Here is a 15,125-nt window from a genome sequence, read left to right as displayed (position 1 = left end):
TGTTTTATTCTGCAATTTTTACAGTATTCATTAACTCGTCACACATGTGAACTTTTAGTGGCTGACCGTCAAATGCTTTTTCTGACATTTCGCCTCCAAATAGTTTGAGTAATGTAACTGTTGATTCGTTTTCTAGTTTTTCATCTGCAAGTACCATTTTAAAAATGTATGCGCCGTCTTCTTTGTCTAATTCGACAGTTTTACGATTGTCATTATCCGAAAATCCATATTCTAATAAGAAATTTTTTAGCTTTTCTACTTCTTCAACCGTTACGTTTTTAGTGTATCGAATTTCAGTTGCTTTTGCCATCATTATTTTACGAGCATCTTCTAGTTTATGAACTCGTATAGTGTTGAATGAATCATCACACAAATGTAAATCTATAGGCAAATCCATGTAATCAGAAATTTCTTTTGGAAAAAAATTAAAGACACTTTTTAAAGACGAATCGTTTAAAAAGTCTTCTTTGATCACCATTTTAAACACATATACATCTCCATCTTTTAAAAACTGAACCGATTTTGCATTTCCATCTGCAAATCCTGATGTTGTTAAACTTTCACCAAGTTTGTCTGCCTGCGCTTCTGTAACGCCATCTTTGTAATAAACTTCTGTTCCGTTGTATACTTTCTTTTCACCGTAGTTAGCGCAAGAAACTAGTAATGCTATTGCAGCAAGTAATGTAATTATTTTTCTCATTTTATTAGTATTGGTTCTTATAAAAGATTGCTTTGGCTATCTCCAAAATTCATTATTTTTTATGATTTTCACAATACGACGAATTGCGTATTTTTGTGCGTATATTAGCTTTTTTTACTGTTGTTTACACTTAGATTCGTACCGTCTTTGATTTCCAAGATAACCTAGTGTGATTGCTTTTTCCCAGTTTTTGCAGGCTTTTATGCGTTCGTTTTTCATATCGTACACATTTCCTACATTTGAGTATGCTTTTGCATAGGAAGTATCTATTTCAATAGCTTTTTCAAAGTGTGAGAGTGCTAACATTAGTTTTCCTTTTTTGGCATAACAAACGCCCATACTATTGTACACTTCTGGTTGTTTTTCGTTTAGTGCGATCGAATTCTTGTAATCTAGTAATGCTTCGTTTATAAAACCCAAAGCATCGTGTGTGCCACCTCTAAAAAAAAAAGCCGTTGCATGTTCTGGATTGAGCGCAATTACTTTGTTGTAGTTTGCGATGGCGGCTTTGTAATTGGCATAATCTTCTCGTGCATTTTTTCGGTTGATTAATGCCGTGTGAAAACCTGCCTTATAGAAATAAGCGTCTGATAATGTGCTATCTAAAACAATTGCTTGTTCACATAATTTAATTCCTTCTAAAAATTTTCCTTGTTCTTTTTTCACCAAAGCACTATCTAATAATGCTTTTGTAGTTTGCGCATTCGCGAAAGAAAACACGCCTAAAAAAAGGAATATACATGTATATTTCATCATCAATAATTTAGAAGTACAAGTTGCTTTTTATTTTAGTTTGAAACAATACGACAAATTGCGTATTTATGATTCTGATGTCAATAAAAATCTGTACATTGATGTAATAAATTACAAATTAAAATTTTATGAGAGTTTATTCTATTTACATCTGTACCTTTTTGAGCTTTCTTTTGTTTTTGAATTGCGCCAAAAACGAAAAGAAAACTACGCCCGATACTTCTAAAACTGAAGTGAAGTCTGAAGTAAAAGATACAGTTGCAACTACAATAGAAGAACTTGAAGCCGCTAAAAAAACAATTCCACATCATTATATTTGTTATACCAATGATGATAAAAGTTCCATGAAAATTTTCATTGCTTTTAATGAAAGTGGAAATGCATTATTTATAAAATACAAAGGTCAAGAAAATACGATTCCGCTTCAAAATATAAAAGAAGATTTTCAGAATGGCGGCGCATATCCAACTATTACACAGTTTTATAATGAAATGTATGAAGGTAAAATAAACGGGAAATATGAGTTAACACACTCAGGAAATTGGGATTATGCAACGTACAGACCTGCAAATAGTGACAAAGTGGTCAAATTTACTATTGATCATGACGCAACAATTGTTGGAGATACATACCGAAAAACACCTTGTTTTTAAGCACTATTACATATAATTAGCCTTTGTAGTTATGACTTGTATACGGATATGATCTGAAGTAATCACTAATATTAAACTTACGATCTTCAAACTTTTGATCTAATATTTTAAAATCTTGAATTCTGTCTATTCGGAATGCTCTGAGTTCATTTCGCAAGTAACACCACGCAATCAAAATCCACTTATTATCTGTAGAATACATGGCGCAAGGTTCAATTTTTCGTTGTGAAACGATGTAATCATTTGCCTTCTTATAGTTGATTTCTACAAGATTAAAATTTGTGATTGCCAATTGAATTTCTGAAAGCACATTGCTTGTTGTATCTTCTAATTTCCAATTGAATACATGAATTTTCTCGTTGAGAATTTCACTTTTTTCTTGAATTGATGTCTTGAATACAGATTTTATTTTGGTCAATGCTTCTTTAAAATCATTTACAAACGAAACATCTTTGGACTGATTGATAATATGTTCAGCAGTAATTAACGCATTGGCTTGCTTTTCAGTAAATTGTACAGGCGCAATTGTGTACGTATCCGTTAAGCTATAACCTCTGCCTTCTATTGTATACACAGGCACGCCAGCTTCTTCTAACTTTCGGATATCTCTGTAAATGGTTCGGACACTCACATCGTATTTTTCAGACAATTCTGTGGCTGTTAACAATCGTTTTGATCGCAACAGTGTTAATATTGATATAAGTCTTGCAAGTTGTGTCATACTATATATTTGTGAGCCTGTCTAAAAATTATAGAAGCAAGGTTAGTACAAGAAATTCCAACTTTTGATGTAATCTGAAAAATCAGTACCTTAAATTTTACACATTGCTTCATTTCATTTGCAATGACAAATTTTTAGACAGCCTCACATTTTTTTATTTATCCCATTGAATGAAACGCTACACGATTTCCTTCTGTATCAATAAATTGCGCTATAAATCCATTTTCCTGAATATCTGTTTTGGGCATAATAACTTCGCCACCAGCAGCATTTACTCTTGCTAAATATACGCTTAAATCTTCACCTCCATTTAAGTAAACTGTAGAACCATGGCGTGAAGGATTTGTTCCTTCCATTTGCATGAGCGCACCACCTATTTTATGACTTTCCATATCGTACGGAAAAATTCCGTATTTCATATTTTTGTCATCCATATGATGATCTACAATTTCTTCTCCTAATATTTCAGAGTAGAATTTTTTTGCTCTTTCGTAATCTGTCACTGGAATTTCAAACCAATTAATCGCATTTTTCATGTTGTTATATTTTTAAGAATTAATAATACTACAAATGTATTTGCGTCTTTGACAGATGATGTCAGAGGTGTTTTTATTTTTTAAAAATTAATGTTCCTCGTTGGTATTTACAAATATCTTCTGCGTTTGAAAGCTTTTCATATTTATTTAATACATCTTTATGAATCAACGATTTAGGCAACGGATTGTGCGTTCTATAATTTTCTCCGATGAAGTCAATTAATGTTATGTTGTTTTTTTTGCACAATTCTAAATAGTATAAATATGATAACCGATTTGTATAGGCGATATCATTTCCTGCCCAAAAATCCCATGTCTTATCTGAATATTTTAGAAAGTTGAATTCTGAAATATTTTTATCTTGAAAAAAACCAGGATTTGCAAAATGATCAATAAAATTGATAGTGTGTACCGCAAAACCATCTTGGGTTAACCAAGCTTTCATTTTTTTGAAAAGTTCTTGTAAAAATTCAGGCGGAATGTGTTCAAAAACTACTTGCGAACAGATATAATCAAACGAATTACTTTCTTTCTCAATAGCCGTTAGTGTATAGTTGGGAATGTACACAATATTGCAAAATTTTAATAACTGATCAAGCTTTTGAAACGACTGTATTTGTTGCACTTTCTCTTTAATTTCAGTCAAGCTGAATTCACTTCTTGCTGCAATTTTGACTAAAAAGCCTTCTTTTTCAATGTATTGAATTTGCTTTTGAAACGTTTTAATTGAAGCATCTTTTGAAATATCAACCGTTATTATTTTATCAAAACCTAACAAATACAAAACTACGGGCGAAACCAACGAATATCCTGTTCCAATTTCTAACGCAGTCATTTCTTTTTCCACATTGAACGTAATTGTTGTTTTGGTAAACTTTCGCAAACATTCATACGCTTGGTAAATCATCACATTTTTATGATAATTTCTTTGTAACGTAGCTGGAATATGATTGAGTTTATCACCAATCTTTGTAAAATGCAGTACTTTTTGCAAGCTTGCTTTTAGTTTCCAGTTCATATTTGTGGTTGTCAGCTACGCAAATTCCAAAATTTATGACAAACTGCCAATAAACTTTGAAATTCATTTATCAAAACGATTGAAAATTAACTTTACAAACAATAATTCATGGGAGCAATTTGTATATTTTAAGATTTTTTTAACTAAATTTAAAAGCATTAATTAACCGAGTCTCAATTTTGAAACAATTGCACAAAAATTTACACTTAGCCTTATCTACTGGAGCCGTATTAATTGTAGGCGCAACTTATGGTTTGTATCCAGATACTTTTTTACCATTATTTTTTGATTTTAAGGTAGAAACCACCGATTTAAATCATGTGTTCAGAGCCATGATGGGTTCGTATTTTGCCTTAGGAATATATTGGGCATATAGTTTATATTTTCAAAATCACTGGCGTGCGGCAACATATTCTGCAGTATTTTTTATGGGCGGATTGGCGTTAGGACGTTTGTGGAGTATCGCTGTTGACGGAATTCCGTCTACGGCATTTACTGTAGGAACTATTTTAGAAATTGTGTTTGTTATTTGGGGTTGTTACAATTTGAAAGTGTATACTAAATAACAATTATTTAGTTGTTATTTTGCTAGTGTAAATATAAATTCGCTTCCCAATCCAACTTTAGAAGATACACGTACATCACCACCTAAATTTTTAGCTACTTTTTTTACCGTGGCAAGACCAATTCCTGTTCCTGCATTTCCGTTTCTGTCCGTTTTTTGTGCCGTTGTAAAAAGTTCAAAAATACTTTCTTGATAATCTATTGAAATTCCAGGACCATTGTCCGACACTACAAATTGATAAAAATCTTCATTTTCCGTGATTGAAATCGTAATTTCTGTTTGTAACTTGTCGTTGTATTTTATGGCATTTGACACTAAGTTTAGTAGTATTTGCATCAATCCAGCTTTGTTAACAAACATAGATGTCATAGCTGTCTGAAACTCAATTTTTATCTTTTTTTCACTATTTAAAATATTTTGAATTTCTTGATCAAGCACAGCTATAGCTAAGTTTTCTTTTTCTTTCTTTAAAACTTGATCCGCTTTGTAAAATTTTAAAATTCCATCAATATAACCACGCAATGAATCTGAAGACGATTTTATATATTCAAGATATTGCAATGTTTCTTCGCTTAGTGTATCTTTTATTTCTTCTTCAATAAGTTGTGTTAACATTCTAATTTGTGCCAAGGGCGATTTTAAGTCGTGAGAAACCACACCTGCAAATCGTTCCAAATCACTATTGCGCTTTTGCAACTCGTCTTGAAGTTTTTGAAGTTGTATATTTTTAAATCGTTCTTCAAACAAGCTTACCACCTGTTTTGCCATCGCTTTTAAAGCATCTTCTTGTGCATTTGTTAACACTCTTGGCTTTACATCATACACACATAATGTACCTAATTTAAAACCATCTGGATCAACCAAAGGAACACCTGCATAAAAAATAGCATTGTGTTCAGCAACTAACGGATTGTCATGAAAACGTTTGTCTTCTCGTGCATCATGAACCGTCATAATTTCACTGTTTATGTTGATTGCATGTCCGCAAAACGAAATTTCTCTAGGTGATTCATTGAATGGTACACCAAAGTGAGATTTTAGAAAATTTCGATCGTAATCTAAAAGTGTAATTAACGAAATTGGCACTTCGCATATGTAAGACATTAAAGAGGTAATATTATCGTAGCTTTCTTCTGAAAGTGTATCTAGTAATTGATACTTTTCCACAGCCTTTTGCCGTTGTTTTTCGTTTGTAGGGAATAATGGAGAAATCATGCAATTTTATTTAGGGTGCTTTAAATTTGGGGTTATGAAGCTGTGAAATATACGAAAATTAACGGAACTAATTTTTTACACATTTTCATTGCTACGATTGGTGTTTCAAAAGTAGCTATGAATTACAACATTGTCTATGTTTTATCGTATTTTTACGTAAAATTAGAGTTTATATTGCAATGGAAAAAGAAGCCTATAAAATTTATATTGTCGGAGCAGGAATTAGCGGATTAATTGCCGCAAATGTATTAGAAAGTAACGGTTTTTATCCTGAAATTATTGAAGCGACAGATCGTGCTGGCGGACGTGTTAAAACTGATGTTGTAAACGGTTATCAACTTAATCATGGTTTTCAAGTGTTATTAACTGCATATCCTGCTGTTGCATCATATTTAAATTATGATGCATTAGATTTACAAGAATTTTTGCCTGGTGCTACTATTTTCAATAACGGAAAACAAAAAACATTGGGCGATCCGTTACGTGATTTATCGTTGTTATTTCCAACGCTTTTTTCTGGTATTGGAAATCTTTCTGATAAGCTTACAATTTTGAAATTAAACAACACTCTCAAAAAGAAATCTGTTACTGAAATTTTTGAACAACCTGAAACCTCAACATTAGCACATTTGCAAAAATTAGGCTTTTCAGAAGCTATGATTTCTCAGTTTTTTAAACCATTTTTTAGTGGAATTTTTCTTGAGTCAAAGCTCGATACGTCAAATAGAATGTTTGAGTTTGTGTACAAAATGTTTGGAGAAGGATTTGCCGCGCTTCCAAAAGCTGGAATTGAAGCTATTCCAAAACAATTGGTTGCCAATTTGAAACAAACAACTTTTCATTATAATACAAAAGTTTCCAAAGTAGAAGACGGTAAAATAACGTTGGAAGATGGTACCATTTTGGAAAATCATTTTACAATTGTTACCGCTGAAGCAAGCAAGTTGATTCCAAATTTGAAATCACAGCAAGTTGATTGGAAATCGTGTGATACTTTGTATTTTGAAGTGCCAACACGCGTTATTAAGAAACCATTAATTGGTTTGATTCCAGCAGAAAACACCTTGATTAACACTATTTTTTATCACAATAGTTTACAAACAACAACTACAGGAAACAACGAATTGTTATCCGTTACTGTTGTAAAGGATCATAATTTGGCAGCAAGCTTTTTAATTAAAAAAGTACAAGAAGAGTTGCAACAACATTGCGGAATTGATTCGTGTACGTTTTTAAAACGCTATGAAATTCCGAAAGCATTGCCAAATTTGCAACAACTTCAATATACTATGTTGCCATCCGAAACACGCTTGACAACGCACATATTTTTAGCGGGCGACGTACAACTTAACGGATCGTTGAATGCCGCTATGTTGGCTGGAGAAGTAGCGGCCTTAGGTGTTATGGAAGTTTTATAAAGTAGTGTAAACCCAATTAATATATAGATTATGAAATTAACTACCGAAATTGCGAAACATTTTAGAGAAGTTCATTTTGGCGGAAATTGGACAGGAACAAGTTTTAAAGAAGCGTTAGATGGTGTAACTTTTGAACAAGCTACAACGAAAGTGTACGACTTGAATACGATTCATACACTTGCCTTTCATATCAATTATTACATTGCCGCCGTGTTGAAAGTTTTTCAAGGAGAAGCTTTGAATGCGAAAGATGCGTATAGTTTTGATCATCCTGAAATACATTCGCAAGCGGAATGGGAAACGTTTGTAGCTAAGCTTTGGACAGATGCCGAACAGTTTGCAACTGAAATAGAAAAGCTACCTGAAGATTGTTTTGATAAAGCTTTTACCGATGAGAAGTATGGAAGTTTTTATAGAAATATTCACGGAATTATTGAACATACGCATTATCATACTGGACAGATTTCGTTACTTAAGAAGATATTGAATTTTAAAGGGTAATTGTTGGGTTGTTGGAAATAAAGTTTTTTTGATATAAATACAAGTTTATAAAGTATTTTCACTGCGCTCGATGTGACTTTTCAATTATAACTGAAGAGTATTTTGAGTGTTGAATTGTTAAACTTCTTGAATCTTTTAATCTAAATTATAACCATTTTTTTCTTCGGAAGAAGATCAATAGTGCAATAAAAAGTACAACCATTATTCCCCATAAAATAAAGTACCCATGTTTAGAATGCAGTTCGGGCATGTTGTCAAAATTCATTCCGTATACACCAACTATAAAAGTTAATGGAATGAATATGGTAGAGATAATCGTAAGCACTTTCATGATACCATTCATTTTGTTGCTCATGGTTGTCATGTGCATGTCCATTAATCCCCAAACCATTTCTCTGTAAAGATCAATGTTGTCATTTATTTGTAGAATATGATCTTGTAAATCTTTTAAATAATCGTGTGTTTTTGTTGTAATGATTTTGGACTCCAATTTTACAATTCGACTAATGACTTCACGTGATGGCAAGATATTTCTGCGCAAGCGTAATAAATCTTGTTTTAGGTATTGAATGTCTCTTGAAATTCCTTCGCGTGAGTTTTCTAAGAATAATTCATCTTCTGTATGCTCTACTTTTGAACCAAACATTTCAATGACAACAGCATAGTTGTCAATAATTGCATCCATAAGTAAGAACGCTAAATAGTCAGCTCCAGCATTTCGTAAACGACTTTGCTGATTTTTGAATCGTTCTCGAATTGCATCAAATATATCTTCTTCAGTTTCTTGAAATGTTAGTACATAATCATGTCCAATGATGATTGAAATATGCTCTATAAGCAGTTCATTGTTTTGTTTGCTTTGATATAGCATTTTTAAAACAATGAAAATGTAGTTTTCATATTCGTCAATTTTAGGGCGTTGATTTGTGTTTACAATGTCTTCTAGAATTAATGGATGTAGTTTAAAATACTCACCAATTTTGGTAATATCTTTTGCTTTGTTGAGTCCGTTGACGTTAATCCATGTAACACGATTGTTTCCTTTGACATCAAATATTTTTTTGACTTGTTTGGTTTCATGCGTGCTATATTCATCAGTTGTATACTCATGAACTTCCAGTACTGTTTCTAGGTTTTCTTTATCACCTAAATACACCAATTCACCAGGTGCTTTTCCCAGACTTTTAGAAGCTGTAGATTTTTTGTTTTTTTTCATGTATTACATCCAGACTATTTGTTTTCGCATCATTTTTAGATAAATGTTGTTTCAAGATACAAATTTCTGCCGTTAATGATTTTTAAATGTATGGTCTTCTTCTGATACAATTTCTTCTTTTTTTAAGATTTCCAATCCTTTTTGCATGACTAGAGAGTTTGGCAACGAAATGTTTTCGCCAGCATCAGTTTCAATAAAAAAGTAAAATGCGGTAATGTTTTTGACTTCACCTGTCCAATTGTAATCTTTATCAATGATTTTGATTCGATGTCCAATTCGAATTGGATGATAGAAGAATAAGATAAAACTTGCCGTTAGGTTTGAAAGTAGAGACCATTGTGCAAAGAATCCGACACCTAACACGGCTAATACTGATGATATAAAGATGGTGAATTCTTGAAATTTTACGCCCCAAATTAGTGCCAAGAAAAATCCGCCAATAAGATATATTACAAAATAACAGATATTAAATATTACTTTTCGTCTGTTAATTTCAATTGCTTGTACAAAACTAAATTTTCGAATTGCTTTTTTTATAATTAGAATCGAAATCATCATTATTACTATCAATAATACAGTAAATAATAATTGATCTTTTGGTATGATCATAATAGCTTTTTTAAGGAGTTATTAGTTATATCAAAAGTATATAAAAAAAGTATAGACAAAACATTTTTTATCTATACTTTCTATTAGAAATTTTATATGTGAATTATGCTTCTACTGCTTCTTCAACTTTCGATACTTGCAATGTTTGATTGTCTAATTGCAAGGTTCGTATTGGGAAAGGAATGTTTATACCTTCGGCGGCAAACGCTTGTCTTATTTTCATAATTGCTTTACTTTTTGCTTTTAGTTTTTCTAAAGAATTTTCGGCATCAATCCAAAATCTACATAGGAAGTTAATTGAACTTCCCCCAAATTCTGTATAATAAAACTCTACATTTTCTGTACTTTGTATTTGCTCAAAAGAGTCAGCAATGACATTTTTTGTAAGTTTTTCTACGGCTTCTAAATCGGATTCATATCCGACACCACATTCTACCATAACTCGCATGCGTGTAGTTAACGAGTAGTTTTTAAATGGATTTTCAATAATCATTTTGTTAGGAATAATAACCATGTTATTATCCGCTTCTTTCAATACTACATAGTTAAGTGCAATATCAATTACTTCACCGGCATATCCATTGGTTTCTATCCAATTTCCAAGTCGGATGTTTTTTCTAAAAGATAAAACGACACCAGATATGGTATTGGAAAGTGTTCCTTGTAACGCCAAACCAATTACAATACCTGAAATTCCTGCACCAGTTAATAACCCTGAAATAGATTGTCCTAAATTTAATACGCTTAACGCTAAAAACAAACCTAATAATACAGTAAATACGGCTACAACTCTTGCTATTAATTTTGAGACGGATCTTTGTTTTATTCTACTTCCAATTAGTTTTATTGTTGTACTATATACAAGTCTTGATAAGAAGTAACTTAGTATAAGTACTAAAATAGCAACTCCCAAATTGGGTAAATTTTCAATAAATAATAACCACCAACTTTCGAGTCTATCTAAAATAATTTCTGTTGTTGATTTTAATTCCTCCGTCATAATCTTTTTCTTTTTTTATTTTTTTGTGTGTTGTTTTTTAGGTTTCGTGTATAAAAACTACTTTCTGACTTTATCATGGGATTAAGTCAGAAAGCTGTTTATAAAAGGGTAGTTATATCTTTTATTTATGTGTAATTAGGTTATTAGAATTTTAAATCTTCAAATACTAAAACCTTGGTGTCATCTGCTTTTGGATCATAATATTCCAATACAAAATCATTATCTTTTGTAAAATATCCAACACCGTTCATTTCTTTAGATGAAATTACATAGTAATTGTTGTGTTGTGATCGTACTGCTTTTCCAATATTTATTTCTTTTTCTCCTTCAAAGAAACTCATTTTCAACGCGTTTCCTTCCGCTTGAAAAGCATATTTCTTATTATTCATGTTATAATATTTCACTTTTGTTACTTTATCATAAAATGGATCTTTATCATTGTCAACCATAAAGATTTTTGTTACTGCAATAGGTGCAATTACTCTATCTTGGTTTAACTGATGCTTTTGAGATTTGTCAAATTTTACTTTTTGAGTTTTCTCAGTAATTACTTTTACTTTTTTGTTGATGACTTCTCCGTTTTCAACTACAGTTGTTTTTTTAACTTCGCTTGTAACTACTTTGTCGTTTTGCGCAAATACTATCGTTCCTGATAATAATATTGCGGCGGCGACTATATTTTTTAAATTCTTCATTGTGTATATTTTTTAAGTTATTATTGTTTTTGTAGGCGCACTTGTTTTAACTTAAATTCTCTTTCGCCCTGTAATTAAAGAGATTACAAATAGTACTAGAAATACAAAAAATAAGATTTTTGCGATTCCGGCTGACGCTCCTGCGATTCCACCAAATCCTAATACTCCTGCGATAAGTGCTATAATAATAAAGGTAATTGTCCAACGTAACATATTTATATTTTTTAAAGGTTAATAATTATTTGTTTTTGTTTGATACAAATGTACGTTGACTCATATCTTTCGCTTTGCTACATCAATTTTAATGTTGACTCATTCGCAAATTCATTTTAAAAAAAAGTGTCAATTTAAAGATGTAAACACCTCATTAAAAGCCTGTTTTTAGTTGGTTTTCGGGGAAATGCATCAAGATGAAAAGCATATGAGTCAATACCATTATAAGAATGATACTACTTTTGAATTGTAGACTTGAAAACATGAATAAGACGCTTTTCTAAAAGCAAAAAACACATTCAATATGAATTATAAATTATCAAATATTGCCAGTAAAACTTCACTTGAACTTCTATTCGGATTGCCATTGCGCTATCCAAATATTTACAGATCGAATTTGGTTATTGATGGATTGAAAGAACAATCAATTCCTATTATTTCTATGGAAGATCCTGATTATATTACAGAAGGAATTTGGGGAATTTTGCCGCAAGATTTTAAAGGTGATTGGGAGAAATTTCAAAAATTGAAAACAACATTACACACCAATAAGAATGATATAGATAATAATATATTGTATAATGAAGCACTTGAAAAACGTCGTTGTTTAATTTTAGTTACGGGGTTTTACATGTATGAATTAGTTGATAATGAAGTAAAAACATATTTGATTGAGAAAGAAAACGCAACGCCTTTTGCGCTCGCAGGTATTTATAATATTTTGGAAGATGGTTTTGCTACATGTTCAGTAATTAATACGAGAATAAACGATTTGCTTTCGTCCGAAAAGAATTTATACGACCACATGCCGTTAGAAATTCCGCTTTTGTTTAAAAAAATGTGGCTGAGTGAACAAACACCGTTAGCAGCTGTACAACAAATTATTTCTAAACCGTATTTAACAAAGTTTAAAATACAACGAATTGCTTCGTAATACTATCTACATACATTACGCTGTGATTTTTGCTTTTTGCTTGTTTTTTAAAAATTCACTTGGACTGATTCCATATTTACGCTTGAATATTTTAGAAAAATAACTACGACTGCTCAAGCCTATTGTGTATACGATTTGAGAAATATTTAAATTATTTTCTTTATCGTTTATCAAGTCTCTTGCTTTTTCTAAACGTACATGTCTAATGTATTCTGTTACTGTTCGTGCATATAAGTGTTTAAAACCTTCTTGTAATTTGACTTGCGTTAAACCACTTTTTTCGGCCAATTGTTCTAATGTATATTCTTTAGATACTTCTTCTGATATTTCTGCAGCAATTTCTTTTACAACTTCTAATTCTTCCAATAAAATTGGTGCCGCATTTTTTCGCGTCATTACATCTTTATCATGTTGAATCATGTGTAATGACAAAATTTGATACACAACGCCTTCAATCAACATAATCCGAATCATTCCTTTTTGATCAATATTATTTAAAGAATCAATCAATGCCGCCAATTTCAAATTATACGTTCCAATGTATACAAATCGTTTTTCATGATACGAATCGTGAAATACTTTGTATAATTTTTGATTTAAGATAGAAGCATCATTTAAGCGCTTTCGAATAAACTTTACTCTATTTATTTGAACCACATTAATATGTAAATACACATTCATTGGGAAATATCCATGATTGTAACCTCCACTTTTTGAAGTAATGATAGATGGCTGCAATTCTTCCAACATTCTGCGTTCTTTTTCATCATGAAAACGATGTTCGCAATATCCTTTTAAACAATACGTAAAATGTATAGGATTGTATTCGGAAGCATCCATTATTAATTCAATCTCATCAAAGAAAGTAATATTATATTCCAATATACTTCCGCCCCATTCAAACGTTATAAAATGTATAGAACCTTTTGCAATGTCATTATTTACTTGTAAAATATGTTCGCCCCATCTTTCAATAATTTCTCCACCAATTGCTTCTTGAATTTGTTGGACAGTACCTGCGGTATCTTCGGCTGTAATACGAATTTTTTTCATAAATATATGAGCACAAACTTTAAATTCATTTTAGACAGTATTTATAACTATCTAAGAAATGTGTAGTCAAAGTTACGTAAAAGTATTATAGGGTTCATAATTATAATATAGACACACAAAATAGAATATGAGTTAATTATATCATCATATGAGCAAAGCTAAACATTAAAGACACGCTATTTTTGTATGGTAATTAAATATTAAAACAATGAAAACTATGAGAACGCTATTAATTTTATGCTTTTTATCTATTGCAACTTCGTTAAGTGCACAACAATTATCTAAGAATGCTTTAGGATTACGTATTGGAGACAATGACGGTTTGGGCGCGGAAATTACATATCAAAGAATGTTAAACGAAAGTAATCGTTTGGAATTTGATTTAGGTTTTAGAAACAGTAATGATGTAGAAGCCTTTAAATTAGTAGGATTATACCAATGGGTTCGTCCACTTGACGGAAATTTTAACTGGTATTTAGGAGCTGGAGCCGGAGTTGGATCATATAGTACACCAGGTGACGATGGATCTTTTGCACTTGTTGCAGGAAATGCAGGAATTGAATATAATTTTAATATTCCTTTATTATTGTCATTAGATGTACGACCAGAACTTTCCTTAGACGATACTTATAGTGATGATGTAGATTTTGACATTGCCCTTGGTATAAAGTATCAGTTTTAAAATCTGATCACTGACACCAATAGTATTCAGGTATATATTTATAAACCTAAAAAAAGAAAATCACAATGAAAACATACACAAAAGAAGTCGGTAGTAAATTAAATACACTATTAGAAAAAAATTACGATGCTCAAAAAGGCTATAAAACAGCTTCAGAAAATGCACAAAGCATCATATTGACAAACTTTTTTGAACGAAAATCAAAAGAGCGTGAACAATTTGCAGATCAATTAAAATCTGAAATAACAAAGTTAGCACAAGAGCCTGAAACAACTGGAAGTATTGCCGGAATAGCACATAGAACATGGATGAACACGAAAGCATTATTTTCGTCAGATACTGACGAAGCTATGTTAGCAGAAGCTATTCGTGGAGAAAAAGCATCCATTGAAGATTATAATGATGTCTTGAATGCGGAAGTAGTATTGCCACAATCAATCCAAAATGTTTTATCTGGACAACGAAATACGATTGTTAACGACACCTTGACTATTAAAAGGTTAGAAGACATCAAATAATTTATATAACTAGCAGTAGTACACCTGCAACATCACCAAAGCGATATTACATATAGATATCGCTTTATTGTTTTAAACAGATTTCATCACGATACCTGTAAAAAAAATCCTTAATACAGATTTCC

The 15,125-nt window shown here is 31.5% G+C and carries 19 protein-coding genes; 7 read left to right on the top strand and 12 right to left on the bottom strand.

Features of this window, described 5'->3' with window-relative positions:
• Positions 1–4: 4 nt before the first annotated feature.
• On the bottom strand, positions 5–700 hold the full coding sequence (locus ACQ654_RS18175) for a hypothetical protein (RefSeq protein WP_430411763.1): 696 nt from the start codon (positions 698–700) through the stop codon (positions 5–7).
• 114 nt (positions 701–814) lie between these two features.
• Positions 815–1,453: a tetratricopeptide repeat protein gene (locus tag ACQ654_RS18170; protein ID WP_430411762.1), complete on the bottom strand. Its 639-nt coding sequence runs from the start codon at positions 1,451–1,453 to the stop codon at positions 815–817.
• Positions 1,454–1,686: 233 nt separating this feature from the next.
• On the opposite strand from ACQ654_RS18170, the gene ACQ654_RS18165 reads away from it, so the two are divergent.
• Positions 1,687–2,106 (top strand): hypothetical protein, encoded by a 420-nt coding sequence (locus tag ACQ654_RS18165; protein ID WP_430411761.1) that lies wholly within the window; start codon positions 1,687–1,689, stop codon positions 2,104–2,106.
• Between the two features lie 16 nt (positions 2,107–2,122).
• Here ACQ654_RS18165 and ACQ654_RS18160 read toward each other — a convergent pair whose 3' ends face one another.
• The 3 genes from ACQ654_RS18160 to ACQ654_RS18150 form a co-directional block, all read right to left on the bottom strand.
• Positions 2,123–2,827: a helix-turn-helix transcriptional regulator gene (locus tag ACQ654_RS18160; RefSeq protein ID WP_430411760.1), complete on the bottom strand. Its 705-nt coding sequence runs from the start codon at positions 2,825–2,827 to the stop codon at positions 2,123–2,125.
• Positions 2,828–2,985: 158 nt separating this feature from the next.
• Positions 2,986–3,363 (bottom strand): VOC family protein, encoded by a 378-nt coding sequence (locus ACQ654_RS18155; protein WP_430411759.1) that lies wholly within the window; start codon positions 3,361–3,363, stop codon positions 2,986–2,988.
• A gap of 73 nt (positions 3,364–3,436) precedes the next feature.
• Positions 3,437–4,381, bottom strand: a complete 945-nt coding sequence (locus ACQ654_RS18150; RefSeq protein ID WP_430411758.1) for an SAM-dependent methyltransferase — start codon at positions 4,379–4,381, stop codon at positions 3,437–3,439.
• A 179-nt stretch (positions 4,382–4,560) separates the two neighbouring features.
• Here ACQ654_RS18150 and ACQ654_RS18145 point away from each other — a divergent pair, with 179 nt between their 5' ends.
• A complete protein-coding gene (locus ACQ654_RS18145; protein ID WP_430411757.1) occupies positions 4,561–4,947 on the top strand; it encodes a DUF4345 domain-containing protein in 387 nt (128 codons plus the stop codon).
• Positions 4,948–4,961: 14 nt separating this feature from the next.
• Here ACQ654_RS18145 and ACQ654_RS18140 read toward each other — a convergent pair whose 3' ends face one another.
• The gene (locus ACQ654_RS18140; RefSeq protein WP_430411756.1) at positions 4,962–6,161 is read right to left on the bottom strand and encodes a sensor histidine kinase; all 1,200 of its coding nucleotides are present in this window, start codon (positions 6,159–6,161) and stop codon (positions 4,962–4,964) included.
• A 179-nt stretch (positions 6,162–6,340) separates the two neighbouring features.
• On the opposite strand from ACQ654_RS18140, the gene ACQ654_RS18135 reads away from it, so the two are divergent.
• Together ACQ654_RS18135 and ACQ654_RS18130 are read left to right on the top strand one after the other, a co-directional pair.
• Entirely contained in the window at positions 6,341–7,579 is a 1,239-nt protein-coding gene (locus ACQ654_RS18135) for an FAD-dependent oxidoreductase (protein WP_430411755.1), read from the top strand.
• A gap of 30 nt (positions 7,580–7,609) precedes the next feature.
• Positions 7,610–8,080: a DUF1572 domain-containing protein gene (locus tag ACQ654_RS18130; protein WP_430411754.1), complete on the top strand. Its 471-nt coding sequence runs from the start codon at positions 7,610–7,612 to the stop codon at positions 8,078–8,080.
• Between the two features lie 145 nt (positions 8,081–8,225).
• Here ACQ654_RS18130 and corA read toward each other — a convergent pair whose 3' ends face one another.
• The 5 genes from corA to ACQ654_RS18105 all read right to left on the bottom strand — a co-directional run bounded on the left by corA (position 8,226) and on the right by ACQ654_RS18105 (position 11,813).
• Positions 8,226–9,296 (bottom strand): magnesium/cobalt transporter CorA, encoded by a 1,071-nt coding sequence (gene corA, locus ACQ654_RS18125; RefSeq protein ID WP_430411753.1) that lies wholly within the window; start codon positions 9,294–9,296, stop codon positions 8,226–8,228.
• Between the two features lie 72 nt (positions 9,297–9,368).
• Positions 9,369–9,905, bottom strand: a complete 537-nt coding sequence (locus ACQ654_RS18120; protein ID WP_430411752.1) for a mechanosensitive ion channel domain-containing protein — start codon at positions 9,903–9,905, stop codon at positions 9,369–9,371.
• A 103-nt stretch (positions 9,906–10,008) separates the two neighbouring features.
• Complete coding sequence (locus ACQ654_RS18115; RefSeq protein WP_430411751.1) at positions 10,009–10,905, bottom strand: mechanosensitive ion channel family protein; 897 nt, start codon at positions 10,903–10,905, stop codon at positions 10,009–10,011.
• 143 nt (positions 10,906–11,048) lie between these two features.
• Positions 11,049–11,600, bottom strand: coding sequence for a hypothetical protein (locus tag ACQ654_RS18110; protein WP_430411750.1), 552 nt, complete (start codon positions 11,598–11,600; stop codon positions 11,049–11,051).
• Between the two features lie 51 nt (positions 11,601–11,651).
• The gene (locus ACQ654_RS18105) at positions 11,652–11,813 is read right to left on the bottom strand and encodes a DUF1328 domain-containing protein (RefSeq protein WP_430411749.1); all 162 of its coding nucleotides are present in this window, start codon (positions 11,811–11,813) and stop codon (positions 11,652–11,654) included.
• 304 nt (positions 11,814–12,117) lie between these two features.
• Between ACQ654_RS18105 and ACQ654_RS18100 the strand changes: the two genes are divergently transcribed.
• Complete coding sequence (locus ACQ654_RS18100; protein WP_430411748.1) at positions 12,118–12,747, top strand: SOS response-associated peptidase family protein; 630 nt, start codon at positions 12,118–12,120, stop codon at positions 12,745–12,747.
• A gap of 15 nt (positions 12,748–12,762) precedes the next feature.
• On the opposite strand, the gene ACQ654_RS18095 is transcribed toward ACQ654_RS18100, so the two are convergent.
• On the bottom strand, positions 12,763–13,800 hold the full coding sequence (locus ACQ654_RS18095; RefSeq protein ID WP_430411747.1) for a helix-turn-helix domain-containing protein: 1,038 nt from the start codon (positions 13,798–13,800) through the stop codon (positions 12,763–12,765).
• A 208-nt stretch (positions 13,801–14,008) separates the two neighbouring features.
• Here ACQ654_RS18095 and ACQ654_RS18090 point away from each other — a divergent pair, with 208 nt between their 5' ends.
• Together ACQ654_RS18090 and ACQ654_RS18085 are read left to right on the top strand one after the other, a co-directional pair.
• Positions 14,009–14,482 carry an outer membrane protein gene (locus ACQ654_RS18090; protein WP_430411746.1) on the top strand — a complete coding sequence of 158 codons (474 nt, stop codon included), beginning with the start codon at positions 14,009–14,011 and terminating at the stop codon, positions 14,480–14,482.
• 65 nt (positions 14,483–14,547) lie between these two features.
• Positions 14,548–15,000, top strand: coding sequence for a ferritin-like domain-containing protein (locus ACQ654_RS18085; protein WP_430411745.1), 453 nt, complete (start codon positions 14,548–14,550; stop codon positions 14,998–15,000).
• The last annotated feature ends 125 nt before the right edge of the window (positions 15,001–15,125 follow it).

The sequence above is a fragment of the Kordia sp. genome, assembly GCF_965283645.1.
Taxonomy (GTDB): domain Bacteria; phylum Bacteroidota; class Bacteroidia; order Flavobacteriales; family Flavobacteriaceae; genus Kordia.
Note: the sequence above shows the minus strand (reverse complement) of the source record. Positions and strands in the feature narration are given on the sequence as shown.

Bases quoted from the DNA above. Each gene is read 5' to 3' on its own strand.
- ACQ654_RS18100 (WP_430411748.1), top strand. From the start codon at position 12,118: ATGAATTATAAATTATCAAATATTGCCAGTAAAACTTCACTTGAACTT.
- ACQ654_RS18115 (WP_430411751.1), bottom strand. From the start codon at position 10,905: ATGACGGAGGAATTAAAATCAACAACAGAAATTATTTTAGATAGACTC.
- ACQ654_RS18095 (WP_430411747.1), bottom strand. From the start codon at position 13,800: ATGAAAAAAATTCGTATTACAGCCGAAGATACCGCAGGTACTGTCCAA.
- ACQ654_RS18170 (WP_430411762.1), bottom strand. From the start codon at position 1,453: ATGAAATATACATGTATATTCCTTTTTTTAGGCGTGTTTTCTTTCGCG.
- ACQ654_RS18120 (WP_430411752.1), bottom strand. From the start codon at position 9,905: ATGATCATACCAAAAGATCAATTATTATTTACTGTATTATTGATAGTA.
- ACQ654_RS18090 (WP_430411746.1), top strand. From the start codon at position 14,009: ATGAAAACTATGAGAACGCTATTAATTTTATGCTTTTTATCTATTGCA.
- ACQ654_RS18105 (WP_430411749.1), bottom strand. From the start codon at position 11,813: ATGTTACGTTGGACAATTACCTTTATTATTATAGCACTTATCGCAGGA.
- ACQ654_RS18150 (WP_430411758.1), bottom strand. From the start codon at position 4,381: ATGAACTGGAAACTAAAAGCAAGCTTGCAAAAAGTACTGCATTTTACA.
- ACQ654_RS18155 (WP_430411759.1), bottom strand. From the start codon at position 3,363: ATGAAAAATGCGATTAATTGGTTTGAAATTCCAGTGACAGATTACGAA.
- ACQ654_RS18085 (WP_430411745.1), top strand. From the start codon at position 14,548: ATGAAAACATACACAAAAGAAGTCGGTAGTAAATTAAATACACTATTA.
- ACQ654_RS18160 (WP_430411760.1), bottom strand. From the start codon at position 2,827: ATGACACAACTTGCAAGACTTATATCAATATTAACACTGTTGCGATCA.
- ACQ654_RS18175 (WP_430411763.1), bottom strand. From the start codon at position 700: ATGAGAAAAATAATTACATTACTTGCTGCAATAGCATTACTAGTTTCT.
- ACQ654_RS18135 (WP_430411755.1), top strand. From the start codon at position 6,341: ATGGAAAAAGAAGCCTATAAAATTTATATTGTCGGAGCAGGAATTAGC.
- ACQ654_RS18140 (WP_430411756.1), bottom strand. From the start codon at position 6,161: ATGATTTCTCCATTATTCCCTACAAACGAAAAACAACGGCAAAAGGCT.
- ACQ654_RS18130 (WP_430411754.1), top strand. From the start codon at position 7,610: ATGAAATTAACTACCGAAATTGCGAAACATTTTAGAGAAGTTCATTTT.
- ACQ654_RS18110 (WP_430411750.1), bottom strand. From the start codon at position 11,600: ATGAAGAATTTAAAAAATATAGTCGCCGCCGCAATATTATTATCAGGA.
- corA (WP_430411753.1), bottom strand. From the start codon at position 9,296: ATGAAAAAAAACAAAAAATCTACAGCTTCTAAAAGTCTGGGAAAAGCA.